At 37.1% G+C, this 24,706-nt stretch carries 25 protein-coding genes and 2 pseudogenes; 23 read left to right on the top strand and 4 right to left on the bottom strand.

Translation table 11 applies throughout. The features are described from left to right. Positions 1-64: 64 nt before the first annotated feature. Both ACFX4G_RS23910 and ACFX4G_RS28200 read left to right on the top strand, forming a co-directional pair. Positions 65-1,762 (top strand): MFS transporter, encoded by a 1,698-nt coding sequence (locus ACFX4G_RS23910; protein ID WP_377577433.1) that lies wholly within the window; start codon positions 65-67, stop codon positions 1,760-1,762. Positions 1,763-1,859: 97 nt separating this feature from the next. Continuing rightward, positions 1,860-2,009 (top strand): annotated as a pseudogene (locus ACFX4G_RS28200) (SF0329 family protein); the annotation flags it as partial. Positions 2,010-2,414: 405 nt separating this feature from the next. Here the strand turns inward: ACFX4G_RS28200 and ACFX4G_RS23905 are convergent. Continuing rightward, on the bottom strand, positions 2,415-2,609 hold the full coding sequence (locus ACFX4G_RS23905) for a hypothetical protein (RefSeq protein ID WP_043978207.1): 195 nt from the start codon (positions 2,607-2,609) through the stop codon (positions 2,415-2,417). Between the two features lie 563 nt (positions 2,610-3,172). Between ACFX4G_RS23905 and ACFX4G_RS23900 the strand changes: the two genes are divergently transcribed. The 21 genes and pseudogenes from ACFX4G_RS23900 to ACFX4G_RS23800 all read left to right on the top strand — a co-directional run. After that, positions 3,173-4,618 carry a DHA2 family efflux MFS transporter permease subunit gene (locus ACFX4G_RS23900; RefSeq protein WP_377577430.1) on the top strand — a complete coding sequence of 482 codons (1,446 nt, stop codon included), beginning with the start codon at positions 3,173-3,175 and terminating at the stop codon, positions 4,616-4,618. Between the two features lie 280 nt (positions 4,619-4,898). Continuing rightward, positions 4,899-5,264 carry a DUF2089 domain-containing protein gene (locus tag ACFX4G_RS23895; protein ID WP_097823056.1) on the top strand — a complete coding sequence of 122 codons (366 nt, stop codon included), beginning with the start codon at positions 4,899-4,901 and terminating at the stop codon, positions 5,262-5,264. Between the two features lie 11 nt (positions 5,265-5,275). After that, a complete protein-coding gene (locus tag ACFX4G_RS23890; protein WP_043978240.1) occupies positions 5,276-5,665 on the top strand; it encodes an SHOCT-like domain-containing protein in 390 nt (129 codons plus the stop codon). Between the two features lie 10 nt (positions 5,666-5,675). Next, positions 5,676-5,957, top strand: a complete 282-nt coding sequence (locus ACFX4G_RS23885; protein WP_377577426.1) for a hypothetical protein — start codon at positions 5,676-5,678, stop codon at positions 5,955-5,957. 597 nt (positions 5,958-6,554) lie between these two features. Beyond that, entirely contained in the window at positions 6,555-7,988 is a 1,434-nt protein-coding gene (locus ACFX4G_RS23880) for a histidine kinase N-terminal domain-containing protein (protein WP_377577423.1), read from the top strand. After that, complete coding sequence (locus ACFX4G_RS23875; RefSeq protein ID WP_013058374.1) at positions 7,981-8,553, top strand: ANTAR domain-containing response regulator; 573 nt, start codon at positions 7,981-7,983, stop codon at positions 8,551-8,553. The genes ACFX4G_RS23880 and ACFX4G_RS23875 overlap by 8 nt, the downstream gene beginning before the upstream one ends. Before the next feature lie 214 nt (positions 8,554-8,767). After that, a complete protein-coding gene (gene eutH, locus ACFX4G_RS23870; RefSeq protein WP_080781589.1) occupies positions 8,768-10,057 on the top strand; it encodes an ethanolamine utilization protein EutH in 1,290 nt (429 codons plus the stop codon). Between the two features lie 42 nt (positions 10,058-10,099). Next, the gene (gene eutS / locus ACFX4G_RS23865; RefSeq protein WP_230185547.1) at positions 10,100-10,441 is read left to right on the top strand and encodes an ethanolamine utilization microcompartment protein EutS; all 342 of its coding nucleotides are present in this window, start codon (positions 10,100-10,102) and stop codon (positions 10,439-10,441) included. A gap of 24 nt (positions 10,442-10,465) precedes the next feature. Further along, a complete protein-coding gene (locus ACFX4G_RS23860; protein ID WP_377577420.1) occupies positions 10,466-10,963 on the top strand; it encodes a EutP/PduV family microcompartment system protein in 498 nt (165 codons plus the stop codon). Between the two features lie 198 nt (positions 10,964-11,161). Then, positions 11,162-12,607: an ethanolamine ammonia-lyase reactivating factor EutA gene (locus tag ACFX4G_RS23855; protein WP_377577417.1), complete on the top strand. Its 1,446-nt coding sequence runs from the start codon at positions 11,162-11,164 to the stop codon at positions 12,605-12,607. A gap of 17 nt (positions 12,608-12,624) precedes the next feature. Continuing rightward, positions 12,625-13,989, top strand: a complete 1,365-nt coding sequence (locus ACFX4G_RS23850; protein ID WP_377577414.1) for an ethanolamine ammonia-lyase subunit EutB — start codon at positions 12,625-12,627, stop codon at positions 13,987-13,989. A gap of 12 nt (positions 13,990-14,001) precedes the next feature. Then, a complete protein-coding gene (gene eutC, locus ACFX4G_RS23845) occupies positions 14,002-15,027 on the top strand; it encodes an ethanolamine ammonia-lyase subunit EutC (RefSeq protein ID WP_043978252.1) in 1,026 nt (341 codons plus the stop codon). A 12-nt stretch (positions 15,028-15,039) separates the two neighbouring features. Further along, positions 15,040-15,693, top strand: a complete 654-nt coding sequence (gene eutL / locus ACFX4G_RS23840; protein ID WP_043978254.1) for an ethanolamine utilization microcompartment protein EutL — start codon at positions 15,040-15,042, stop codon at positions 15,691-15,693. 34 nt (positions 15,694-15,727) lie between these two features. After that, positions 15,728-17,257 carry an acetaldehyde dehydrogenase (acetylating) gene (locus ACFX4G_RS23835; RefSeq protein ID WP_377577411.1) on the top strand — a complete coding sequence of 510 codons (1,530 nt, stop codon included), beginning with the start codon at positions 15,728-15,730 and terminating at the stop codon, positions 17,255-17,257. A 16-nt stretch (positions 17,258-17,273) separates the two neighbouring features. After that, positions 17,274-17,567 (top strand): ethanolamine utilization microcompartment protein EutM, encoded by a 294-nt coding sequence (eutM, locus tag ACFX4G_RS23830; RefSeq protein ID WP_013058365.1) that lies wholly within the window; start codon positions 17,274-17,276, stop codon positions 17,565-17,567. Positions 17,568-17,592: 25 nt separating this feature from the next. After that, entirely contained in the window at positions 17,593-18,246 is a 654-nt protein-coding gene (locus tag ACFX4G_RS23825; protein WP_043978256.1) for a phosphate propanoyltransferase, read from the top strand. Then, positions 18,243-18,908: a hypothetical protein gene (locus ACFX4G_RS23820; protein ID WP_377577408.1), complete on the top strand. Its 666-nt coding sequence runs from the start codon at positions 18,243-18,245 to the stop codon at positions 18,906-18,908. The genes ACFX4G_RS23825 and ACFX4G_RS23820 overlap by 4 nt, the downstream gene beginning before the upstream one ends. Then, positions 18,905-19,189 carry a EutN/CcmL family microcompartment protein gene (locus ACFX4G_RS23815; protein WP_165574806.1) on the top strand — a complete coding sequence of 95 codons (285 nt, stop codon included), beginning with the start codon at positions 18,905-18,907 and terminating at the stop codon, positions 19,187-19,189. Before ACFX4G_RS23820 ends, ACFX4G_RS23815 begins: the two co-directional genes overlap by 4 nt. After that, positions 19,182-19,595, top strand: a complete 414-nt coding sequence (locus ACFX4G_RS23810; RefSeq protein WP_013084349.1) for a BMC domain-containing protein — start codon at positions 19,182-19,184, stop codon at positions 19,593-19,595. Before ACFX4G_RS23815 ends, ACFX4G_RS23810 begins: the two co-directional genes overlap by 8 nt. 35 nt (positions 19,596-19,630) lie before the next feature. Further along, positions 19,631-20,587, top strand: a complete 957-nt coding sequence (gene mdh / locus ACFX4G_RS23805) for a malate dehydrogenase (RefSeq protein ID WP_013058360.1) — start codon at positions 19,631-19,633, stop codon at positions 20,585-20,587. Between the two features lie 199 nt (positions 20,588-20,786). Beyond that, a pseudogene (locus ACFX4G_RS23800) lies at positions 20,787-20,966 on the top strand (IS3 family transposase); the annotation flags it as partial. 47 nt (positions 20,967-21,013) lie between these two features. Here the strand turns inward: ACFX4G_RS23800 and ACFX4G_RS23795 are convergent. The 3 genes from ACFX4G_RS23795 to ACFX4G_RS23785 all read right to left on the bottom strand — a co-directional run bounded on the left by ACFX4G_RS23795 (position 21,014) and on the right by ACFX4G_RS23785 (position 24,485). Continuing rightward, on the bottom strand, positions 21,014-21,223 hold the full coding sequence (locus ACFX4G_RS23795; protein WP_043978263.1) for a hypothetical protein: 210 nt from the start codon (positions 21,221-21,223) through the stop codon (positions 21,014-21,016). Positions 21,224-21,362: 139 nt separating this feature from the next. Further along, positions 21,363-22,544 carry a cation:proton antiporter gene (locus ACFX4G_RS23790; RefSeq protein WP_377577404.1) on the bottom strand — a complete coding sequence of 394 codons (1,182 nt, stop codon included), beginning with the start codon at positions 22,542-22,544 and terminating at the stop codon, positions 21,363-21,365. 438 nt (positions 22,545-22,982) lie between these two features. Continuing rightward, positions 22,983-24,485, bottom strand: a complete 1,503-nt coding sequence (locus ACFX4G_RS23785) for a BCCT family transporter (protein WP_377577401.1) — start codon at positions 24,483-24,485, stop codon at positions 22,983-22,985. Between the last annotated feature and the right edge of the window lie 221 nt (positions 24,486-24,706).

Here is a 24,706-nt window from a genome sequence, read left to right as displayed (position 1 = left end):
GAAGAAACGTGAGCTTCGCATTTTTAGCCTTTTACAATCATGAAAGGCAGAAAGGAATTGTAGTATGAAAATAGAAAAACACTGGGGGATTTCCTTACTGGCAGTTTTAGCTATTGGTCCTGGTTTAATGTTAAACACTTCATTAAATTCTATACGTGAAATTCTCCAACAAACGTTTAACGATCAATCTTATATTTCGATAACACCGGTTTTAATAGGGGTTATAAGCTTTGCATTTTGTATTCCTTTTGGACCTATCCTTCGACATAAGATAGGGGAGAGAAGGACGTATGTTCTTTCGATGTGTTTGTTTCTTATAGGAGCTATTGTAAGCATTGCTTCTAACAGCTTCTTAGGAATGGGCATTGGTCGTTTTTTACAAGGAACAGGAACGGGCTTAGCACTTATGATGATGATTCCAATGCTGGTTCTTTCTTTTCCGATTCAGAAACGGAACTTGGCATTACTGATTCTTATCGGCGGATTTTATGGATCTAGCGTTGTGGGCATTTTTCTCGGAATGTTAGTGAACAGCTACGGACACTGGAGATGGTTATTTTATATAGCAGCCGTCCTTTCCTTACTGGGAATAGGATTCAGCTACAAATTTCTAACAAATGATCATACTAAGCAACAGCACAAACATCAGGAACCGTTTGACATCATCGGTGTAGCGTTAATGTTTATGGTTACCGCATTTATTACGTTTACATTACTTAATCTCCAAAAGTCAGGGTGGACATCTACTTATGTATGGATAGGCATAGTAGGAAGCGTCATTTTTTTATGCTTTTTATTTATAGCAGAATGGCATATTAAAAATCCGTTAATTCCCTTTAGATTAGTGGCTTCTCGAAAACCAGCTCTCGCTATCTTAATTGCTGTTATAGGCAATATTAGTATGAGTTTAACTCTTTTATCTCTACAAGGATTGCTTAAAAGCGGATCTAGTTTTGATAAAGGAGACATTTCACTGATCTATATCGGGCTTTTTGCGGGAATAGTGATTGTGGCCATATTAAGTGCCGTATTATATGATAAAGTTGGACCGGGCGTATTAGGTATTATAGGAGCCGTCATTATTATGGGAGTGAACATACAGTGGATGTATTTAGACGGTCATGCTTCTGCATTCCTCTTTGTTAGCAGCTTTGCCGCTTTAATCGCAGGAGTAGGGTTCACAGTTGCTGCAGGTCTTATGGGTGCTGCTTTAGGCGGACCACTACCAAGCTTAGTCCCTCGAATGGTCACGGTTCAATTTATAAGAGTTACAGTATCTGCGGTCATCCCTGTAATCAGCAGTATCGTCTTTGCAAAGGTGTATAAAGATCACCTTGCAACAGTAAGCGCAGAGAGCCAGGTGGCTAGTAAAGAAAATTTCACTCAATCTCTACATGTAAAATCTGAAATCATTACGTATCATACATTTTCTACGTTTTCGTGTGTATTGAGCATTGTAGTATTAGTTCTTTCGTTTTTGATGTTCCTAACAGGTAAAGGCCACAAGCTGGCTCATAAGCCGCATGACAAAGAAACACATAAAGAAAAGCTGAGTACGGAAGAGCTTCCCAATAAAAAAGCTACTCCCGTTGTTGAACGTTCACTTAAAGAGGCTGTTTCAACTCAAGTCATTGGTGACAGCGAGTATAGAGAAGCTTTAAAAAAATTTGGTCAGCCTAAACCTTCTGCTGATAAAATGCTGCATATGAGAGATCAAGAATACAGAAAAGCTCTTAAAAGGATGAAGGATATAGGACAATAAGTTAAACTCGAGCAATTTGAGTGAAGAATTGAAAGAGCAAACTCGCATGGCAGTGAGTTTGCTCTTTTAATTTCTACATGTACGCTTTGCAGATATGTTGTTAATAAAAATATTGTGTGTGTTGGACCGCCGTGTAGGGAAAAGAATTTTACGTAAAATGAAAGAATTCATTTTAGAAGAAAATACATTAGTTCAGGATTTTTATAAATTACGTTGTGACGCAGAAAATATACATAATAGTGAATAAACAAAACAGAGCTTTCATAAAATAGGGAGTTCTGTTTTTACGCTTAATATCAATATTAAAATTTGATGGAGCCTTTTGTTTAGATGAATTTAGTATGTGAATTCGAGTTGTTTGTCTCAAAAAACAATTTCCTCAGAGAGCGTTTGTCTGCACATTAAATGCATGTATTTAGCTTGTTTCTTACTTTATCTAAAAAGTATGAAATAATGAATTTTATCCAAAAAAGAAAAATTAGTAGACTAAATTAAAGGTACGCTTAGAGGGCGCAAAATCTATTTTGGCTTCAAGTCGGAGAAAAATTTTAGTGACTAGAACTAGAATAGAAAAAAAGAGACTACCCTATAAGATATTGTATGGATAGAAAAGGACATTACTTTTGTAGATAACGTCCTTTTACATAGCTAATTATTCTTTTTCAACTACTGTAAAGTATTGGACGTTTCTTTTAACAATGACCAACTCATTTGATAAATCCAATATTTTACTTTTATCTTCAAACCTATACTGTATGTAGTTCTTTGCACGAATAAGTGATTTAGCTTCAACTAAATGACTTATTTCACCGTTAATTAGATGAAATGTTACTTCATACTTTTTCATAAGAAAACACCTCCATAGTATCAATTTTTACTATTACTTCATTTCTGATACTATTTCTTTTGACTGATGATTAAAAAGTTAGTTGTGTTTTGTTAGGGCAAACGGAACAAAAATCATATAACAGAAACAAATTTTAATTGTCACAGGGCACTAAGTTAGGTATATAGCTATTGGTATTTAGTATATTTTAGATAGAAACAGTACTTATAGCTGTGTTACAATATTCCTGTTATGTAGAGTGAAATTCATTTTATAGTTCTATTTCGTTTTAACTTACTTATTAAAAATTCCATATTATGAGTGGAAATTAGTTTACATAGGAAGGTTTCTAAAGTTGATTTAGAAATGAAATGGAGAGGTATCTGTGGAAAGAAACGAATTTAGAAGACAAAAAGCACTTCGGTCAAAAGAGAAGAGAAAGAAAAAGCTTAGTCAACATAATGCCTTAAACTTATCCCTAATCTTTATATCAATATGCATTGTTTGTCTGCTAATCAACCTATCATTGAGATAGAAAAATGTTCACCAAAAAGAGTATGTACAAGAGAGGAAGACAATTTAATATGAGTAATCAACAAGCAGTAGCCGAAAGCTCTAATATCAAAGTGCTGCCGATTATAACGTCGTTTCTTATTGCTGGATTTATCGGTTTATTTAGTGAAACAGCTTTAAATATGGCGTTAAAAGAGCTAATTTCTGGCTTTGGCATTCACGAAACAACCGCACAGTGGCTGACAACAGGGTATCTGTTAACGTTAGGAATTTTGGTGCCTATTTCAGGTTTTATTCTTCAGCGGTTTACGACCAGACAGCTTTTTATAGCATCTCTAATTTGCTCCATCATTGGAACATTTATTGCGGCTATTGCACCAACATTTGGGGTACTCATGATTGCCCGTGTCGTGCAGGCCGTTGGAACTGCTTTACTTTTACCGCTTATGTTTAACACGATTCTTGTTATTATCCCGCCGCATAAACGTGGAAAATCAATGGGGATTATCGGTCTTGTTATTATGTTTGCGCCAGCTGTTGGACCAACTGTATCAGGCTTAATCTTAAAAACATTAACATGGCACTGGATTTTCTGGATTTCACTTCCGCTGTTATTTGTTGCCTTAGTGTTTGGAGCTTTCTTTATGCAGAACGTTACCACACCAACGAAGCCAAAAATCGATATGATTTCTGTTGTTCTTTCAACAATCGGTTTTGGCGGAATCGTGTTTGGATTTAGCAGCGCCGGAGAAGGCGGAGGCTGGGGAAGTCTACAGGTTATTCTAACTCTTGTGATTGGAACTATTGCGTTAGTTGCGTTTTCTATTCGTCAAACGAAGATGGAAGAGCCAATGTTAGATCTTAAAGCCTTTAAGTATCCGATGTTTACAATCGGTCTTCTGCTAATTCTAGTTTGTATGATGGTACTATTGTCTGCGATGATGATTTTACCCCTATACTTACAAACATCACTAGCTTTATCAACCTTTGCTGCTGGCCTAATGCTTCTTCCTGGAGGAGTGATTAACGGAATTCTTTCACCGGTTATGGGCGGGTTATTTGACCGTTTTGGCCCTAAATGGTTAGTTATCCCTGGACTTGTGATTGTAGCCGGCACCATGTATGGTTTCTCAACCGTAACGCTAGAAACATCAACAGGATTTATCGTTGCTCTGCACATTGCGCTTATGATCGCCATTTCGATGATTATGATGCCAGCTCAAACAAATGGATTAAACCAGCTTCCACCTGAGCTGTATCCGCATGGAACGGCGATTATGAACACCTTACAGCAGGTTTCTGGCGCAATTGGAACAGCTGTTGGAATTTCTATTCTGTCATCGGGTTCAAGAAGCTTCCTTGAGACGGTATCAAATAAAATGGATCCATTAAACCAGGTTCTTGCCTTCACCAACGGTGTTCAGCGCGCGTTCGTCTTTGCGATCATTGTTTCCATTGTTGGATTGGTTATCTCGTTCTTTATCAAGAGAGTCAATGTGGAACAAAAAGCACATTAATAAAAAACACAGACCATTGTATGGTTTGTGTTTTTTTAGGTTTGGGGAAGGTTTTAAGGTACTCTTTTTTGTATAGCTGTATGTGTCTTTTTAAACCTCAAGCATCTAATTCAGCAAATATTTATTAGTTTTCATTGTGCGTAATTTAAAATGTTTTATTGATTTTTTTAAAGTATAAATTATTATATTTAATTTTTTATTTAAAATTATTTAATTTTATTGTTTTTAATATTGAATATTTGTTATATAATCAAATTAACTAAAAGAAGGGGATTTGATTATGGCTTATAAAGTACTTACAAATTGTCCTGTCTGCAGTGAAACGTTAAAAATCACAAAGCTGCAGTGCAGACATTGTCACACGACGATTGAAAATGAGTTTGAATTATCTAAGCTGGCATCCTTATCAAGTGATCAGCTTCATTTTGTAGAAGTGTTTTTAACATGCAGAGGAAATATCAAAGAAGTGGAAAAGGAACTGGGAGTTTCGTATCCAACCGTCCGAGGCAAGCTTACTGACATCATTTCATCTCTTGGATATGTAGAAAAGAAGAAAAATGAAGTAGACGAGAAGAAAGTTGTGTCTATGCTAGAAAATGGTGAAATTACAGCAGAAGAAGCCATCAAGCTCTTAAAAGAAGAATAGGGGGGATTTTTGTGAAAGAGGAAATTACAAAAGTGTTAACAATGGTTCAAGAAGGCAAAATTGATGCAGAAAAGGGATCAGAACTGATACAAGTATTAAAGGAAAAAGAAGAAACAGGAAATAAGCTTTTGAAGAAACCGAATGCGTATCTAGATAAAATGTTGAAAATTCGAGTTGTGTCGACTGAAAACGATAATGTAAAGGTTAATTTGCCGATCAAGCTTGTCAAGCTGGTATTAATGGCGGGACACAGCATCGCAGCAAGTATTCCTCAATCAGAAAAATATGTAAAAGATATAGATATAAACCTGATTGTTGAAGCAATCGAAAACGAGTTAGATGGCCAAATTGTTGATATTAAATCGGCGAACGGAGATACCGTTTCAGTCATCATTGAATAATGGTTTGCTTATGATTCATGTAAAAGTGAAAACAAAAGATGTTCGATTTAGCGTTCCAGTTCCATATGCTCTTTTAAACATTGCTATTAGCGTTGCTTTTTCAAAATTTATACAGAAGCATGCGGATAAATGGACAAAAGAACATTTTAAAAGAAAAGGGCTGAATTTCACTTTTCCGATAGTAGATAAAAGCATGCTAAAGCCTATTGTTAAGGAACTGAAGAAACATAAGGGAATGATACTAGTAGATGTCAAAGCTACTGACGGTACGGAGGTAAGAGTTAAACTATGATGTAGCTTTGCAAAGTGCCTACCCGCGTGTAAAAATAAAACCTTATTCGTCTAAATAGATGTAAAAAAGGCTGAAAAAAGAGATCATACAGTTTGCTATCGTGCTGTATGATCTCTTTTTTTCTCTGCTTTTTTCCTTTTCTTATCTAACCTATATCCGGAGTGTGCCCCCAAATATGGCAACAAACATAGCAATCCATATTCCTATCCACACTGACATCGTATTAAAATGCCCCTTTGCTACTTGATATTATTAAGTATTTCTTTTTATTAAGCAGCTCCGTAGTTGATTTTATCTTTTTTTGAAATCCAAAACTCACTATATAAGCTATTACTAACAAAGTAACAGAATACTAATTTTTACGTAAAAAGCTTTAAAGCCCAGGGACTATATCTATGCGAATTAAAATGTAATATATTACATTTTTGTCTTTAGAAAAAGAAGTAATAAGTCATAGAAGAAATAAGGTTTCCTTCATAAAGTAAATATTTTTGCATCAAAATGGGTCATTGACAAAGAAAGTTCAGAAAAATATAATACTTATTATATTCTAATATTTTAATGCTTAAATGTTTAAAAGCAGCTAGGAGTTTACATATGACTCATACATTATCCTTAAATTCTTTATGCAGGCTCCATACAAATCTAGCAGAAGTCGATATTCAAAAGATTGATGAAGTTGCTAAAAGTTTGCCGCTTATTGCTGATTTAAACCGAGCAAATGTGTTTATCGATTGTTTAACAAAAGAAGGACAGCATGCAGTTGTAGTGGCAGAAGCTGCACCAGAAACTGCACCGTCAGTTTATGAACGTCCAGTCGCAGGGAAATTTGTGTACGAAGCGTTTGAACCAGCAGTATTTTACACGCTGCGAAATGGAAAACCGATGTCTTTAAATCGTGCCTTAACACAAGAAGGAAAAACGGTAGAACAAAGTGTGGTTCCTATTAAAGGATTTAATAATCGTGTAATTGCTACATTGATTATGGAGAAAGATATCAGTGAAGTAGTTGAACGTCAAGAAAAAATGAAAACGTTATCAAATACAAATGATACGTTAAGCGAAATTTTAATGGAGATGACAGAAAATGCTTCGCTTATTCCAGAGTTTATTGGAGAGGCACTTTTCTTTATTGATCCTAATTTAAACATTCTATATTTTAATTCTGCTGCTTTTAATTTGGTTTCTGAAGTCTGTTCCTCAGAATGTAAGACAGGCAATCAAATCATCGAATATTTTCCTTGTTTAGAAGAGTTATTTTATCATCCAGAAAAGTTGTTTATGCATGAAGTGACCATCTTAAATAAGGTATTTCAAGTCAAAAAAGTTAGTTTAAAACAAGAAAATCCAACGAATGGCGCTTTTATTACATTTCGAGATATGACTGAACTTAGAGAGCGAGAAAGAGAACTTGTTGTCAAATCAGTTATGATTCAAGAAATTCATCATCGCGTCAAAAATAATTTACAGACTATTGCGAGTTTATTAAGGCTTCAGATGAGAAGGGGCCTTCCTGAAGAAAGCAAGGCTCATTTTGTCGAGAGTCTTAACCGGATTTTAAGTATCGCTTCTGTGTACGAGATTATTCTTTCCAACTCTAGTGTAGACAATGTAGATATTCTTAGTTTGATTGAGAAAATTGGTAATATGCTAGTGTATAGCTCTACGGATGAAAATAAAAATATTTCAATTGAATATTCGGGCACTCAGCTTTTTACAGAGTCGGATAAAGCTGTCTCCATAGCATTAATTATTAATGAGCTCATTCAAAACTGTATGAAACACGCGTTTAAGGGAAGAGAAGAAGGTAAGGTTCACGTTTCTTTTCAACAGAATAACTGCGAGATAGAGGTTACAATTAAAGATAATGGTATTGGGTACTCAAAAGAAGCCAAACCATCTTTAGGATTAGATATAGTTACCATGATGGTCACTCACGATTTATCTGGTCAATTTTCGATTGAGAGAACTGCAAATGGCACCATGGCATCAGCTAGGTTCCCATTAGAAAGAGGCGGACACCGTGACTAAACGAATTATGATTGTTGAAGATGAGTCAATTGTACGACTAGATTTATCAATGATGCTCTCTGATAATGGTTATGAAATAGTAGGAGAAGCTGGAGATGGAGAAAAAGCGGTTGAATTAGCTTTTGCACTAAAGCCAGATCTGATTATTATGGATATAAAAATGCCTAAGTTAAATGGACTGAAAGCAAGTGAAATTATTTCAAATAAATATAATATTCCTATTCTGCTGTTGACAGCATACAGCCAGAGGGAGTTTATTGATAAAGCAAAAAAAGCGAATATAGTAGGCTATTTAGTAAAACCGATAGCTGAATCAAATTTAATTCCAGCAGTTGAAATCGCTCTACAGCAAGCAGAAAATGCAAAAATGTATGAGCAAAAAGTTCAGGAAATGAATAATGAACTGAAGAAACGAAAAATTGTTGAAAAAGCAAAAGGAATCTTAATGGATAAATATAATTTAACAGAAGATCGTGCTTTCAAAAAAATGCGGACGATTAGCATGAAAAAGCAGGTTACACTAGAGAAGTTAGCAAAACACATCATTGAGAAATATGGAACTTAACCTCACTGTACAAGTAAATAGTTTGAGCAAAGGTGCTTAGTGGTTTTAAGTGATAAAAAACCACCTGGCACCTTTTTGTCTTTTTTAAGGGAACAATTTTAAACTTTCTCTAGTAGCAAAGCTCTTAACAGGTTACTTCATACGCTTTAAATAGATAGAAATAGTTAAACTATTATCTATTTAAATAAAAATTATCATATAGGGGGAATTGGGTGTGGTTATCATTGGGAAAATCGTGATTTATATTATCATGACTTGTGCAGTGTGTGGGGCTATTGCTGCGATTAGAAACAGTGATGAAGGGTTAGGAAAGCAATTTATGGAGGGCTTGCATTCTATTGGGTACATTTTTATACCAGCAGCTGGTATCATGGCTGCAACTCCATATCTTTCGTGGTTTATTAGTACGGTATGCGGTCCTTTTTTCTCAGCTATTGGGGCAGATCCTGCTATCGCTGCAACCTCTATCTTAGCAACGGATATGGGAGGATATCAATTAGCACACGTATTAAAAGAGTCGTATGAAGGATGGGTCATGGCCATGATAGTAGGATTTATGGCCGGAGCAACCATTGTATTCTCAATTCCAGTAGGACTGGCCATGCTTGATAAACGCGACCACAAATATATGGCGCTCGGCGTCATGTCAGGTGTGTTAACGATCCCAATTGGGGCTTTTATTTCAAGTGTTTTAATTATGGTAACCAACTCTGATGTGCGTAAAATTATTTCAACTACAAGTGATTCAACATACGAATTTACGATAAGTTATTTGAAAATTATTTTGAACTTATCTCCACTTTTATTATTTGTTGTGCTATTAGCGGTAGGACTATATTTCTTGCCAGATTTAATGATTAAAGGATTTATGTGGTTTGGGCGTATTATGGATGCCGGAATTAAGCTAGTTCTTGTTTTCTCCATTGTTGAAATTTTTACGGGCCTATTCTCTCATTTATTTGGAAGCTGGGGATTTCATCCGATCATGGCTGATAAAACGGATCAATTCCGTGCGCTAGAAACAGCAGGTTATATTGGCATCATGCTTGCTGGTGCATTTCCAATGGTTTATTTGCTTCAAAAATATGCAGGAAAGCCGCTTGAAGCTGTAGGGAAAAAACTCGGACTAAGTAAAGAAGGAAGTGCAGGTATTTTAGCTACAATTGCTAATATTTTAGCGATGTTTAAGCTTATTCGCAGTATGCCTCCAAAAGACAAAGTTATTAATATTTCGTTTGCGGTTTGCTCGGCATTCTTATTAGGAGATCATTTGTCTTTTACAGCCAATTTCCAGCCGACATTAATTCTTCCAGTTATTATCGGGAAGTTCTCTGCAGGTGTAATAGGCATTGGTTTAGCATATTGGCTATCTGTTCCAAAAGCCTTGGAGCTAGAAAAGAAGGATCGCGAAGCAGGCATTATTGGAAAAGACGAGTACTTAAGTTCAGCAGCTGAAGAAAATGAAAAGGTAGAAGAAAAAAGCAGTAAGACACAAGTGATGTAAGCATTGTATAGAATTTGTACGATAAGGGAGAGGTAATTTTTTATGAGTGAAGAAAAAAAGCGTTTTATTCAAGAGTTTGTGCCGGGAAAACAAATTACATTAAGCCATTTAATTGCAAATCCAGATCCGGAGATGTTTGAAAAATTGGGTATACAGCAAGAAGGAGCTCTAGGCATTCTAACATTGACTCCGAGTGAGACGGTTATCATTGCAGGTGATTTGGCTACAAAAGCTGCACATGTTCAATTAGGTTTTTTAGATCGTTTTACAGGAAGTCTTGTTATTGTGGGGAGCGTTTCAGAAGTAGACATGGCAATGAGAGAAATCAATCGTTTTCTCTCCGAAACATTAGGTTACACACCTTCAATTATTACAAAATCTTAATTGTATAGTAGGGAGGGGAGAGTTATGCATAAAAAAAACAGAGCCATGCTTATTGGTTCAATTGGTGCAGGCAAATCGACATTAACAAATGCTCTGCTTGGAAAGCCGGTCGAAGCAGTTAAAACCCAAGCATTAATTTATTATGATTGGATCGTTGATACACCTGGAGAATATGTTGAAAATCCTTTTTTTTATAAAACTATTATGGCAACCGCTCTTGAAGTTACACATGTGTTATATTTGCAGGACGCCACAAAGAAAAAGACAGTCTTTCCACCTAATTTTAGTACAGGCATCAATAAGTTAGCTATTGGGGTCATTACAAAAAGTGATGCAAAAGATGCTGATGTGAGCTTAGCTATTAAAAAAGCAAGGCAAGTAGTTGTAAATGGACCTATTGTTGTCACTTCTTCCCGCAATAAAGAAGGGCTTGAAGAGGTTCGAGCTTTGGTACAGTGTCAGTCTTTACAAGAGATGAAACAGTATACTGATAACTGGAAATCGAAATATATTATTTTTTAATGAAAACCTTTACATTATGTAAAAAATCAGTTATATTCTAAATATACAAAAAAATCACGGGCAAAGGCGCCTTATACAGCTATCTTTCAGGAGATAGTTCGTATGAGGTGCCTTTTTTATTTGACTAAAACACGACTAATTAGCAATCAGTAATGAATAAAACCTTTTGCTGATTGAAGGTTGATGAGGTGGAGGGATATGAAACAATACGAACCGCTAAAAGAGGAGATTATCAGCGCAGGAATTGATATAGGAACAAGCACAACCAAAATTGTGTTAAGCCAATTTTCTCTGATGAATATGGCAGGAGGAACACACTTGCCGCGTATTGAGATTATTGATAAAAAAATTATTCATCGCAGCCCGATTTATCGAACACCACTTCTCACATCAACAACAATCGATATTGAAGCAATAGAGAAGCTTGTTAGAAATGAGTATGATAAAGCAAACGTTGGTTCTGAAGATATTAAAACAGGTGCTGTGATTATTACAGGTGAAACAGCAACTAAGCAAAATGCCGAAGAAATGATTCACCATCTATCAAATCATGCGGGGGAGTTTTTAGTTGCAACTGCGGGTCCTGATTTAGAAGGAATTATTGCAGCAAAAGGATCAGGAGCTTATCAATATTCTAAAAAAATGAGCAAAACTATTGCCAATGTAGATATTGGCGGGGGAACAGCTAATGTAGCAGTTTATCGAATGGGAAGGCTGTGTGGAACCTGCACACTGCATATAGGAGGCAGGCTGATAGAGTTTTCGGAAGATAAAATCAGCAGCATTTCGCCACCGGTTAGAAATCTATTAAGAGGGTGGAATAGTACTCTTGTAAAAGGTGACGTACTGGTGGAAGAAGAGATAAAGAATATAACAAATTATATGGCCGATGTGATTAGTAGAATGCTAACACGTACCATGACAGCAGAAGACAAGGTACTGCTTTTAGGTCATGAACCAAATTGGAAAGAAGAAATTGATGTCATTATGTTTTCTGGTGGAATCAGTGAGTGCCTCTATCAATATGAGTCTAAAGATTTTGAACAATCTCCTTACCACGACATAGGAATGATGCTTGCGGACTCTTTAAGAGATAGTCAGAGTTTGAAGAGATGGTCATGGATTAAGCCTGATGAAACCGTTCGCGCAACCGTTCTTGGTGCTGGTACACAAACGACTGAAATCAGTGGAGCTACGATTCAAGTGGAAAGCAAAGATTTACCTGTACGAAATATACCCGTTTATCAAATTTCGTTTAAGGATGGGTTTCAAAAAAGTGTTCATCACTTAAAGGATGCTGTAAAAGATGCAATTGAGATAAATGACCCGCAGCAGGAGGGGCAAAATTTTGCCTTGTACTTATCTGGGCTTCCGTACGTAGGATTTCGAGATATTCAGCAATTAGCAAAAGGTCTGCTAGAAGCGGTGAAACAAAAAAACAAAAGAGATCAGCCGCTGATTATTGTTCTTGAGAGCGATCATGCCAAGGTATTGGGTCAAACGCTTGTTGCTCAAGATTCGTCGCAAAGCATTATTTGTATTGATCAAATTAAGGTGGAACACGGTGACTACTTAGATATTGGCCAATTGCTGCAAACAAGTGTGGTACCGGTAGTAGTCAAAACCCTTACGTTCCATTCATAAGAAAGGGGGCTTCACTGTTGAAGTTACATACACATTATTTAGGTGCTGTCTATCAATTTTCTGATTTGAAAGATTTGTTTGCTAAGGCAAATGAAGAAAAGTCTGGTGACCGGCTGGCAGGTTTAGCTGCAGAAACCGTTCAAGAAAGAATTGCAGCAAAGGAAGTGCTTAGTGAATTAACACTTGCTGATATTCGCGAAAACCCAATGATCTCACCTGAAGAAGATGAAGTATCTCAAATTATTGAGAGTGAAGTAAATGAACCTATCTATCAAGCAATGAAAAATTGGTCCATAGCAGAGCTTAGAGAGTATATCTTAAGTGATGAAACAACGGGTGAGGATTTAAAGAGGATTAGTCGAGGGTTAAATAGTGAAATTATTGCTGCAGTAGCAAAATTAATGTCAAACCTCGATTTAGTTCACGCCGCAAATAAGGTTGAAATTTTAACAAAATGCAACATTACTATTGGCCAAAAAGGAGTCTTAGCTTCTAGACTGCAGCCTAATCATCCTACAGATAATGTAGAGGGTATGATTGCTTCTTTAAAAGAAGGGCTGTCTTACGGAATTGGAGACGCTGTTATTGGTATTAACCCTGTAGATGATTCAGTTGAAAGTGTAAAACGACTGCTCCACGCCACAAAAAATTTTATGAATGATTGGGAGATTCCAACTCAAAACTGTGTCTTAGCTCATGTTACGACTCAGATGAAAGCCATTAAACAAGGAGCACCAGCGGATATGATTTTCCAAAGTATTGCTGGAACAGAAGCCGCTAACCGTTCATTTGGAATCAGCGCTTCCTTACTAGAAGAGGCAAATCAATTAGCAAAAAGTCACGGAACAGGAACAGGGCCTCAACGCTTATATTTTGAAACAGGACAAGGTTCTGAGCTATCAGCTGAAGCGCATTTTGGAATGGATCAGCTAACGTTAGAGTCGCGTAACTATGGGTTTGCACGTCATTACGACCCTTACATTGTAAATACCGTGGTCGGTTTTATTGGACCTGAGTACTTATATAACAACAAACAAGTTATTCGCGCAGGCTTAGAAGATCATTTTATGGCAAAGATGCATGGAATTCCGATGGGTGTAGATATTTGTTACACCAATCATATCAAAGCAGATCAAAATGATATTGAAGATCTGGGTGTATTGCTAACAGCTGCAGGTGTTAATTTTATTATCGCAACACCAATGGGTGATGATTGTATGCTTAACTACCAATCAATGAGCTACCACGATGTAGCGACTTTAAGGCAAACGATGGGGAAACAGCCTTCTCCTTTATTTGCAGAATGGCTTGAGAAAATGGGGATTTTTGAACAAGGGAAATTAAGTAAATATGCAGGAGATCCAAGTATTTTTACAAGGTAGGTGATAAAGAGGATGAATCCTGAATTGATTGAAAAAATTACACGATCCATTGTTGAAAAGCTAGAAAAACAATCTAGTTTCGAACAAAATTCTCCTACTGACGAACGTCAAAGCAGCGTAGCTTTTTGGGCTCACACATCCAATGCCAATACGAAGGTAACTAATGGGCCTCTAGCTGAAGTGGTAGAAGAAGAGTCGGCAAAGGAATTAATTAAATTTCCGAATATTCAAGAAGATAATTCGGCATCTCTGCCTGAAAGTAAAATGCCTATTCAGCAGGAAGAGAACATTGAACCAAAGCAGCAGGTGCCGGGTATTAAAAACCCAGTGAATCAAGAAGAATTAGATACATTGATTCAAAAAACACCTGCCCGAATAGGGATTGGCAGAGCAGGTTTACGTCCGCGAACAGAAACATGGCTGAAATTCCGCTATGACCATGCAGCAGCCGTTGACGCTGTGTATGGCAATGTGAACGACGACCTTTTAAAACGGCTGAACTTATTTAAAGTAAATACTCAGGTAACGGATAAAGAAGTATACATTCGCCGGCCGGATTATGGACGAAAGCTATCAGACGAAGCAAAAAAGTGCATTCAAGAGAGATGTACCAAATCACCAACTGTTCAAATTATTGTTTCTGATGGTTTAAGCTCCAAGGCCATTGAAGAAAATGTCGAAGATGTTTACCTATCTCTTCAACAGTCCTTAAAAAGCGCTGGTTTAGATGTCGGCGTTCCGTTTTACATAGAAAAAGGTCGAGTTGCTGTAATGGACGACATTGGTGAACTTCTGACGCCAAAAGTGGTGGTACTTTTGATTGGAGAACGCCCGGGACTTATAAGCGCAGAATCTTTAAGTGCCTATTTATGCTATGAACCGAAAAAAGGAATGATTGAAGCTGAGAGAATGGTGGTTTCCAATATTCATAAAGGCGGTATTCCTCCAGTTGAAGCGGGTGCTTATCTCGGTACATTGGTTCAAAAAATTTTAAAATATGAAGCTAGCGGAGTATCGCTTGTTCAAAAAGAACAATAGAGGTGAATAAGAGTGGCTTTAACACGTATCCATGCTGACATTTTAGCTGTTCGTGTGATTCCAAATGTGGATGACGCCTTAGTTCAACAGTTTAACTTGCAGCCTTACCATAGAAGTTTAGCCATGTTTACATCAAGTATTGATGACGTAGGCTATACAGCTTTAGATGAAGCCACTAAAAGAGCAGACGTTGAGGTAGCTTATGCCCGTTCCTTTTATGCTGGCGCTGCCCATGCGTCAGGTCCGCTATCAGGTGAAATGATTGGGGTATTAGCAGGTCCAAGTCCAGATGAAGTTAAAGCTGGTATTGAGGCTGTTTTACAAGTGACAAAATCAGATGCCTATTTTGAAGCGTTAGATGAAGAGAAAAATCACGCGCTGTATGCACATGTGGTGGCAAGAACAGGTTCTTATCTTTCTAAAGAAGCAGGAATCGATATTGGCGAACCGCTAGCTTATTTAATTGCCCCTCCACTAGAGGCTATGTATGGACTTGATGTAGCGCTTAAAGCAGCTGATGTAGAACTTGTGAAATTTTTTGCCCCTCCTTCTGAAACAAATTTTGGCGGTGGGTTTTTAACAGGATCTCAATCAGCCTGTCAAGCAGCTGCTGATGCGTTTCGCCAGGCTATTTTAGACATTGCAAGAAATCCAGTTCATTATTAAAAAGCTTATAGACAGTAGAAAGGAGTTGTTGGATATGCAGTTTGATCAAGATCTTCAATCTTTGCAAGAGATGCGAGATGCAGTGGAAAAGGCAAAAGCCGCACAGCAGGTATACTTGAATTTTTCACAAGAACAAGTAGATCGCATTGTTGAACAAGTTGCCGAAGCAGCCTATTCTAAAGCATTGGAATTAGCGAAAATGGCAGTGGAAGAAACGCGAATGGGTGTTGCAGAACATAAGAAAATCAAAAATGAGGTAGGATCTAGAGCTGTTTATGAATCAATTAAAAATGAAAAAACAGTAGGTATTGTTCACGAAGATAGAGCGAACAAAGTGATAGAAGTCGCCTCTCCTTTTGGAGTTGTTGCTGGAATTATTCCTACAACTAACCCAACTTCAACGGCTATCTTCAAGACATTAATTAGTTTAAAAACTAGAAATGCTCTAGTGGTCAGCCCTCATCCTCGGGCAATGAACTGTACAGTAGAAGCACTTAAAATTTGTTCCCGTGCAGCAGTTGAAGCAGGAGCTCCAGAAGGGATTATTGGTTGGATTTCTAATCCTTCTATGGCAGCAACCAATGAATTAATGAAGCATAAAGATGTGAACTTAATTCTAGCAACAGGTGGAAGTGGTCTCGTTCGAGCAGCGTATAGTTCTGGGAAACCAGCTTATGGTGTAGGTCCAGGAAATGTACCTGTATATATTGAAAAGACTGCGAAGGTTGACCAAGCAGTAAAAATGATTGTCGATAGCAAAACGTTCGACAACGGCACGATCTGTGCAACCGAGCAAGCAATTGTTGTCGATCTTAATATTCAACAAATGGCTATTAGAGAATTAAAGAATAATGGAGCCTACTTTTTAAATTCAGAAGAGAAAGCCAAGATGGAAAAAGTGATTTCACCGATTCCAAAGAAGCTTAATCCGAATATTGTTGGTCAAAGTGCTGTGAAAATTGCTGAAATGGCAGGTATTACAGTACCTTCTGATACACGCATCTTAGTTGCTGAAGAAACAAAGGTGGCCAAGGATGTACCATTTTCGATAGAAAAGCTAGCACCTATCTTCCCATTGTATACAGCTAAGAACAACGAACAAGCAAGGGAATTATGTTTAAGCTTATTAAACCTTGGAGGAAGAGGTCATAGTTTATCGCTTCATACAAACGATGATGCTGTAGCTAAAACGTTTGCTCTTGAAATGCCCGTCTCAAGACTTATGGTTAACACACTCTCGTCAGTTGGAGCTGTGGGTGGTACCACTGGACTTAAGCCTTCCTTTACATTAGGATGCGGTTCGTTCGGAGGTAACATTACATCAGACAATGTGACCGCTCGACATTTATTAAATATTAAGCGAATGGCTTATGGTACAAAAGAGGTGACAATTCCGAAACCATCCCTATCTTTTACCTCTGCTTCGTCAGATACAAAAGATCATCAAGACGTACAGGAAATTGTCAACGAAGTTATGAATCATTTAAAACCACAGGGACCAATTGATTCGGCAGCAATTGCTGAAATGGTTAATCAAGCACTTCAAAAATATCAAACAAACTAATTAGGGGGAATTAAAAATGGCAAGAGAACTAACAGCATTAGGAATGATTGAAACAAAAGGATTAGTAGCATCAGTAGAGGCAGCAGACGCAATGGTAAAAGCAGCAAACGTACATTTAGTTGGTAAAGTTCACGTAGGTGGAGGGATTGTAACGGTTTTAGTACGCGGTGACGTAGGCGCGGTAAAAGCAGCGACAGATTCTGGTGCAGCAGCTGCACAGCGCGTTGGAGAACTTATTTCCGTTCACGTTATCCCACGCCCACACAATGAATTAGAAAGTATTTTACCAAAAATTGATAGTGAACTATAAGCTTAAAAAGTTAGGAGCATAGCGCATGAATAAGCAGGCCATTCAATCGATTGTAGCAGAGGTTGTTCAGCAGCTAAGTCAAACAACCAAGCAAAGCAATACAGTCCCAATGGCTGTATCTGCTAGACACTGTCACTTAAGTATAGAAGATGTAGAAGCTCTTTTTGGAGCAGGGTATGAGCTAACAAAAAAATCAGACCTGTCTCAGCCTGGGCAATTTGCAGCTAATGAAACAGTTACCATTGTGGGACCTAAAGGAAGCATCGAAAAGGTGCGAGTCCTTGGTCCAGCAAGGAGTATAACTCAAGTGGAGGTCAGTAAAACAGATTCAATTAAACTTGGTTCTGTTCCTCCACTACGTGAGTCTGGAGATATAAAGAATTCAGAAGCGATTACATTAGTTGGACCAAAGGGTAGCATCTACAAGAAAGAAGGCTTAATCATTGCACGAGCTCATATTCATATGACGCCGGATGATGCTGAAGCTTATGGTGTGAAAAATGGTCAGTGTGTTCGCATTACCGCTCAAGGAGAAAGACCTACTACGCTCGAACGTGTATTAATTCGAGTTTCGCCAAAGTTTAAGCTTGAAATGCATATTGATACAGATGAAGCGAATGCTGGGCTAATTTCTACTGGAGCTACAGGGATTCTTTCTCTATACGAGGAAGCTTTATGAACAATCATGCTCTGATTGAACAAATTGTAGTAGAAGTTTTAAAACGATTAGATAAATCAGACAAGCAGCACCTAAATGTAAAGCCAAAGCTGCTGATCGTGAAAGAGTCGGCGGAAATTGATCTAATTCAAATCAAAAAGTTAGAAACAAGCTGGACACTGGTTTACAGCGATGACCAAAAAGAAAACCTTCCAAAAGATATACAAGGTATTTTATTTGCAGAAGCAAAGCAGGACCTGCTAGTAAAAGGGGCTCTTGGTATGACAGATACACTAGAAAGTTATCTTTTAGCTGAGGCTTTGCTAGAAGGAATTTCTGTTTCACTCATTCCTTCTGTAACTTTAGGAAACGTTTTGCTATCCAGTAATCAAAAAAAAACAGTAAACAATAAGTATGCAGCACATTTAATCGCTTATAAAAATACATTAGAAAGCTTTGGAGTAAAAATCCAATCATTTGAGAGATTTTTGCAATCAGGCTTAAACAGACATTCTGTATCATTTACAGAACGAGTGCTAACCCAAAGACATGTGAAATTAGTAGAAGAAGAAAAAATTACTGTTTCACCTAAAACGATTATCACTCCTTTAGCGCGCGATACAGCAAGAGAATTAGGAAAAGAAATTTGCGTGATAGACGTAGAGGGAGCGGATGTTTTATGAAAATAGGGACAGTAATTGGCAACGTCTGGGCAACAAGAAAAGAAGATAACTTACGCGGTTTAAAGTTTTTAGTTGTTCAACCTGAACTTTTAAATAAATCGAATAACGACTCTTCTTTTATTGCAGTTGATCGTATTGGAGCCGGGATTGGTGATAAGGTAATGGTTACTCAAGGAAGTGCCGCAGCACATATGGCATCCCACACTCCATTACCCATTGATGCAATTATTATCGGGATTATAGATTCTGTTGATATAGAAAGAGGTGGAGAGAATGGCTAAAGCTCTTGGCATGATTGAAACAAGAGGCTTAATAGGTTCAATCGTCGCAGCGGATGCGATGTTAAAATCAGCTGATGTCCGCTTAGTGAAGCAAGAAAAAGTGGATGCAGCCCTTGTAACAGTGTTAGTTGAAGGTGATGTTAGTGCAGTACAAGCAGCTGTAGATATGGGAAAAGAAGAAGCGGCTCGCGTTGGAGAATTAGTGTCAGCGCATGTAATTCCCCATCCTGATGAAGAGGTTGGAAATAGCCTATTAAAAGATGAAAATAAAGAATCGCAGTCAAAGGAGACACCTAAAGACAATAAAGCGACTAAAAAATCATCTGCTGCTAAAACAAAATCCAGTATTCAATATAAAGCAAAAGCAGATTCTGCTGCTGTAGAAGAAGATCAAAAAGTAGAATAACATACATATAAACGACGGAGAACGGGGGATAAATCATGGCATTTAAGCGTAAAAAAATAGCTGTAATTGGAGCGGGATTTACAGGAGCCACAGCAGCATTAATGATGGCACAAAAAGAACTTGGAGACGTAGTGTTAGTTGATATTCCTTCCCAGACTAACCCGACTAAAGGAAAAGCACTTGATATGTTAGAGGCAAGCCCAGTCCAAGGATTTGACGCTAATATTAAGGGAACATCTAGCTATGAGGACATTCAGGATGCAGATTTAGTATTAATTACTGCAGGACTTCCAAGAAAACCGGGAATGAGCCGTGATGACCTAGTCTCAACAAACGCAAAGATTATGAAAGAAGTATCGGAAAATGTAAAAAAGCATGCACCAAACAGTTATATTATTGTATTAAGTAATCCAGTTGATGCAATGACATACGTTTGTTATAAGACTACGGGGTTCCCTAAGAATAGAGTAATAGGCCAATCTGGTGTATTAGATACAGCCCGCTTTAATACATTTGTGGCTCAAGAATTAAATATCTCTGTTGAAGATGTATCAGGATTTGTTTTAGGGGGCCACGGAGATGATATGGTACCATTAGTTCGTTATTCGTATGCCGGAGGAATTCCACTTGATAAAATCATTTCACCTGAACGTATAGAAGCGATTGTAGAGCGAACCCGCAAAGGTGGAGGAGAAATCGTTAACCTGCTTGGAAATGGAAGTGCCTATTATGCTCCTGCTGCTTCTATGGTTCAAATGGCAGAAGCAATCCTAAAGGATAAGAAGCGAATTCTCCCTTCTGTAGCTTATCTAGAAGGGGAATATGGCTGTAATAACCTTTACCTAGGTGTACCCACAATTCTAGGAGGAGATGGAATTGAACATATCATTGAACTTCCTTTAACGGAAAAGGAAAATGAAGGGCTAAAACGTTCAATCGAATCCGTACAAAGCGTTATGGCTATCTTAGAGTCTTCAGAAGTATTCAGCTAAACCAGCCTTTAGTCAAAGCAAAACATAAAATAGCTTTTAAAACCCTTTAGCTGCTCGGGACTGCCCCCATGAATGAGACAAATAAAAAACACCTTTAAGTTAAAAAACAGGTATGTAGTACCTAACAATAACCTAGAGGTGTTTTTTCTATGGGAGCAAGAGTGAGCTATCCAGTAGAAGTGAAATTAAAAGCAATTGAATTGAATCGTTTCATTCCAGCCTGAAGTCTGAAACATTTTACCTCGATGAGTTAACATGTACTACGACTGACATCGTAGAACAAACTGTCGAAAGCTATATTATTTATTATAACCATATCCGTATTCAAACAAAACTAAATAACCAGTCACCGGTACAATACCGAAAACTGGCTGTTTAAAAGGTGTTTTGATCCTTGTCTCGAAATCAGGGGCCCTTCCCATATAACTAAGTGCTTTTTGGTGAATGATGAGCAAGTTTCTTTTTCAACGGTAGAACAATCATAAAAACGCCTATGATACTTAATATGCTCTCTAGAACGTAGAATTGATGTTCTTTTATATATCCCATAACGCATTGGCTACCAAAGATCAGAAATAAAACAGCTCCTAAATAAAACGAAGGATTTTTAATACACCAACTCATTTTTGATTCCATCTAATTCCTCCTTGTACGCTGTCTATCGCGTATTTATTGTATGTCTACTAAGAAAGGAGTAAGGTTGCTTCTTATGGATCTACGAGTGGGTGTAAGAAAAGTTTCAAAAATAACATCAACTCTCTTTTAGTATAGGCGTTTATTTTACATTCAAAAATGAAACTAATTTTTTTAGTGTTGTTCCTTGAACAAGAAGAGAAAAGACTACATTACTAAATGTCATGGCTAATAACAGATTTTTCCCTTCAAATTCGGGTGTAATGCCTAAAACAAGCGCAATTGAAAGAGAGCCTTTTAACCCTCCCCACGAAATAATAGGTTTCCATGAAGTTGGAATGGATTTATCAAAAGCTAAGCTTATATAGACAGCGAGAAAACGTGCTAAAAGAACAATAAGAATACTTCCAACGATAAGCCATCCTTTATCTAAAAAATCAATACGACTCACTTCTAACCCTACCAGTAAGAAAATAAGTGCATTAGAGAGAAAAGCAATCGTTTCCCAAAAGGAATTCACTTTTTCATGTGTTAGATCTGACATACCTACGTTTCGTCCATAAGTTCCTAAGATTACGCCACCTACTACTACAGATATTACCCCAGAAACATCAAAGTGTTCAGCTAGCTGAAACGTACCATAAAATAGAACCATCGATAATCCAGTCTCCACTAAATAATGATCAATCTTAGATGTAATACGAGAAGCTAATAAACCAAACACTCCACCAATCAATATGCCTCCACTTACAACTTTCAGAAATTCAAGCAGCGCATTCAATGTACCTGTTAAGCTCAAGGCAGTAGTTACCACAGCAATTTGAAATAGTACAACAGCAACTCCGTCATTTGCTAAACTTTCTCCTTCGACCACAATGGAGAGGCGCTTGTTTAGGCCCATTGACTTAAAAATACTTAGAACGGATACAGGGTCAGTAGCTGCCATAAGTGCACCGAAAATTAAGGCTTCCTGTAAAGAAAGGTGCAAGAAAAAATAAGTAGAAGCAGCAACTAGTAAGAAGGTAAGAAATGTGCCTAAAAAAGCTAATAAAGAAATAGATTTCTTATTACTTTTTAGTTCATCAAAAGGCAGTTTAAGTGCTGCATCCCCTAACAAAGCTGATAAAAAGATAAAAATAACGGTCGTTTGAAACACGGTATCATTGGCTGCATAACTTTTTATTTCTCCCAATGCAGGAATTGGTACCAAACCAATGATTAATCCTATTACTACAAGAAAAGTGGGATAAGGTTGTTTCATTTTTTCTGCGATAAATACTACACCTACAGCGATAGCTAATAAAATAATCCAATATGTAACCATTCTTATGCTCCTTTGTCTCTTTAAAACTAAAATTATGCTTCATGTGCCAAGTATTGGTAAGGGTATATTCTCTTTAGGGATAGGTTTCTGTTCACCTGGAGAGATGTACTGCTTTACTAATTTTTGTTTCAATAATGCGCGATCCTTATAACTTTGTTTATTATAGATGATATTTTCCTAAGGTATCATTAATAAGTAATAAATTACTTATATAATGCTAAATAATATCAATTTGAATACAACTTCAATCATAGAAAAGTAAGTTTGTGCTTACAAACATGCAAGAAGAGAAAGGTTGTTTCCTCATTAAGAGGAAACAACCTTTAACATAGCTTACATACATTATGTGTAATATAAAGTTTCCCTCAATCAAAAGATATAAATGCCGATTTAAAAATAAATCGTAAACCTTTTAAAGCTGCTTGATATTGAAATAAGTTAAGCAGTTTTTTTCTTTTGCTTTTTATCTTCAGAAACTTCTTGTCGGAAGGACTTAATTAATGCGTAAGACATGAATAGAAGAACAATCCCTAAGGGTAATGCAGTGACAATAATAGCTGCTTGCATGCCTTGCAGGCCACCTGTACCTAATAAAATTGCTGAAATAGCAGCTAAAATGATTCCCCAAATAAATGTAACAAAGAAAGGTGGATTTAAATTCCCATTTGTAGTTTGCATCCCCAGAACAAAAGTGGCTGAGTCTGCAGAGGTCACAAAGAACGTCAAAATAAGGACTACAGAGATAGTAGAAAGAAACCCTCCAAACGGCATTTGATCATACACAAAGAATAGAGACGTTTCTAAGCTTTGTTTTGCCACATCTAATCCTTTAACAAAATCAAAATAAATACCGGTACCTCCAAATACGCCAAACCATAGTGAGCATACAAGTGTTGGAACGATTAATACAGCCATAATAAATTCACGAACCGTTCTTCCTTTAGATACGCGTGCAATGAAAGTTCCCACAAATGGGGTCCATGATATCCACCAAGCCCAATAAAAAATGGTCCAATCTTTTACCCACTGGTTATTGTCAGAATTAAAGGGAGCAAATCGCAGCCCCATGCTTGGTAATTGTTGAACGTAGGAACCAAAGGTTGTAGAGAAAAGCTCTATTAAGTATTGTGTAGGTCCAAGAAAAAGAAAGGAAACAAATAGAACGACAGCTAAAACCATGTTAGTGTTGCTCAAATATTTGATACCTTTTGAAACACCAGTTCCTGCAGAGGTAATAAATAAAATAGTCGTAATGGCAATAATAACGAGTTGAACTTTATAGCTAATTGGCATACCTGTTAGGTAATGGAATCCACTATTTATTTGTGAAGCGCCTAACCCTAAAGATGCTGCCACCCCAAATATAGTAGCAAACACAGCTATAATATCCACTGCGTATCCAATTGGTCCTTTGCTCTTATTTCCAATAAGAGGGGTCAGGGTTGCACTCATTAATCCAGGCATGTCTTTCCGAAATTTATAATAGGCTAAGGCAAGTGCCACTACAGCATAAATCGCCCAAGCATGAAATCCCCAGTGTAAATATGTATATTCTAGACTCAGTTTTGCAGATTCAATTGTTTGAGGTTTCCCAAAAGGGGGAGTGGCATAGTGGGAGATTGGCTCAGAAATCCCGTAAAAAAGTAAACCAATTCCCATCCCAGCGCTAAATAACATAGCGAACCAAGTAGGGGTACTAAACTCAGGTTTTTCATGGGGTTTCCCCAATTTTATTTTTCCAAATCGACTAAAAGCTAATACTAAGGCAAAGATTAAAAAGAATGTGGCAGAAAATTGATAAAACCAACCAAAACGATTAAGCAAATAACTTTCGGCGGTGGTCATGACGTGAAGTAGATTATTTGGGTTTAATATACCCCAGCCTACAAATAAAACGCTAATGATTAAAGATATCCAAAAAATAGGTGTTGTTTTCTTCACGATCTTCCTCCTTTATATTTTAAATTAAAATTAAGTCGTTTCAGAAAGACTTAATTTTACTATTATAATTTCAAACATAAGTTTTGGAATATTTCAAATTGCTATTTGCATTTACCTATTTCAATTTCTCTATTTTGATTCCCTTAATAAGGAATAAAAAAACGTCTTTTATACCAGCTATTCAGTAAGGATAGAGCTTTTACAACCTTATAATCATTTCA

The sequence above is a fragment of the Priestia sp. YIM B13486 genome, assembly GCF_042787865.1.
GTDB lineage: Bacteria > Bacillota > Bacilli > Bacillales > Bacillaceae_H > Priestia > Priestia megaterium.
The sequence above is the reverse complement of the archived record's forward strand: the minus strand, read 5'-3'. Positions and strand labels throughout refer to the sequence as shown.

Coding starts and splice junctions, on each gene's coding strand:
- ACFX4G_RS23820 (WP_377577408.1), top strand. CDS start 18,243: ATGAACAATCATGCTCTGATTGAACAAATTGTAGTAGAAGTTTTAAAA.
- ACFX4G_RS23905 (WP_043978207.1), bottom strand. CDS start 2,609: ATGAAAAAGTATGAAGTAACATTTCATCTAATTAACGGTGAAATAAGT.
- ACFX4G_RS23795 (WP_043978263.1), bottom strand. CDS start 21,223: ATGGAATCAAAAATGAGTTGGTGTATTAAAAATCCTTCGTTTTATTTA.
- ACFX4G_RS23790 (WP_377577404.1), bottom strand. CDS start 22,544: ATGGTTACATATTGGATTATTTTATTAGCTATCGCTGTAGGTGTAGTA.
- ACFX4G_RS23880 (WP_377577423.1), top strand. CDS start 6,555: ATGACTCATACATTATCCTTAAATTCTTTATGCAGGCTCCATACAAAT.
- ACFX4G_RS23810 (WP_013084349.1), top strand. CDS start 19,182: ATGGCTAAAGCTCTTGGCATGATTGAAACAAGAGGCTTAATAGGTTCA.
- ACFX4G_RS23885 (WP_377577426.1), top strand. CDS start 5,676: ATGATTCATGTAAAAGTGAAAACAAAAGATGTTCGATTTAGCGTTCCA.
- ACFX4G_RS23815 (WP_165574806.1), top strand. CDS start 18,905: ATGAAAATAGGGACAGTAATTGGCAACGTCTGGGCAACAAGAAAAGAA.
- eutC (WP_043978252.1), top strand. CDS start 14,002: ATGAATCCTGAATTGATTGAAAAAATTACACGATCCATTGTTGAAAAG.
- ACFX4G_RS23895 (WP_097823056.1), top strand. CDS start 4,899: ATGGCTTATAAAGTACTTACAAATTGTCCTGTCTGCAGTGAAACGTTA.
- eutM (WP_013058365.1), top strand. CDS start 17,274: ATGGCAAGAGAACTAACAGCATTAGGAATGATTGAAACAAAAGGATTA.
- ACFX4G_RS23825 (WP_043978256.1), top strand. CDS start 17,593: ATGAATAAGCAGGCCATTCAATCGATTGTAGCAGAGGTTGTTCAGCAG.
- eutS (WP_230185547.1), top strand. CDS start 10,100: ATGAGTGAAGAAAAAAAGCGTTTTATTCAAGAGTTTGTGCCGGGAAAA.
- ACFX4G_RS23900 (WP_377577430.1), top strand. CDS start 3,173: ATGAGTAATCAACAAGCAGTAGCCGAAAGCTCTAATATCAAAGTGCTG.
- ACFX4G_RS23835 (WP_377577411.1), top strand. CDS start 15,728: ATGCAGTTTGATCAAGATCTTCAATCTTTGCAAGAGATGCGAGATGCA.
- ACFX4G_RS23855 (WP_377577417.1), top strand. CDS start 11,162: ATGAAACAATACGAACCGCTAAAAGAGGAGATTATCAGCGCAGGAATT.
- ACFX4G_RS23910 (WP_377577433.1), top strand. CDS start 65: ATGAAAATAGAAAAACACTGGGGGATTTCCTTACTGGCAGTTTTAGCT.
- mdh (WP_013058360.1), top strand. CDS start 19,631: ATGGCATTTAAGCGTAAAAAAATAGCTGTAATTGGAGCGGGATTTACA.
- ACFX4G_RS23860 (WP_377577420.1), top strand. CDS start 10,466: ATGCATAAAAAAAACAGAGCCATGCTTATTGGTTCAATTGGTGCAGGC.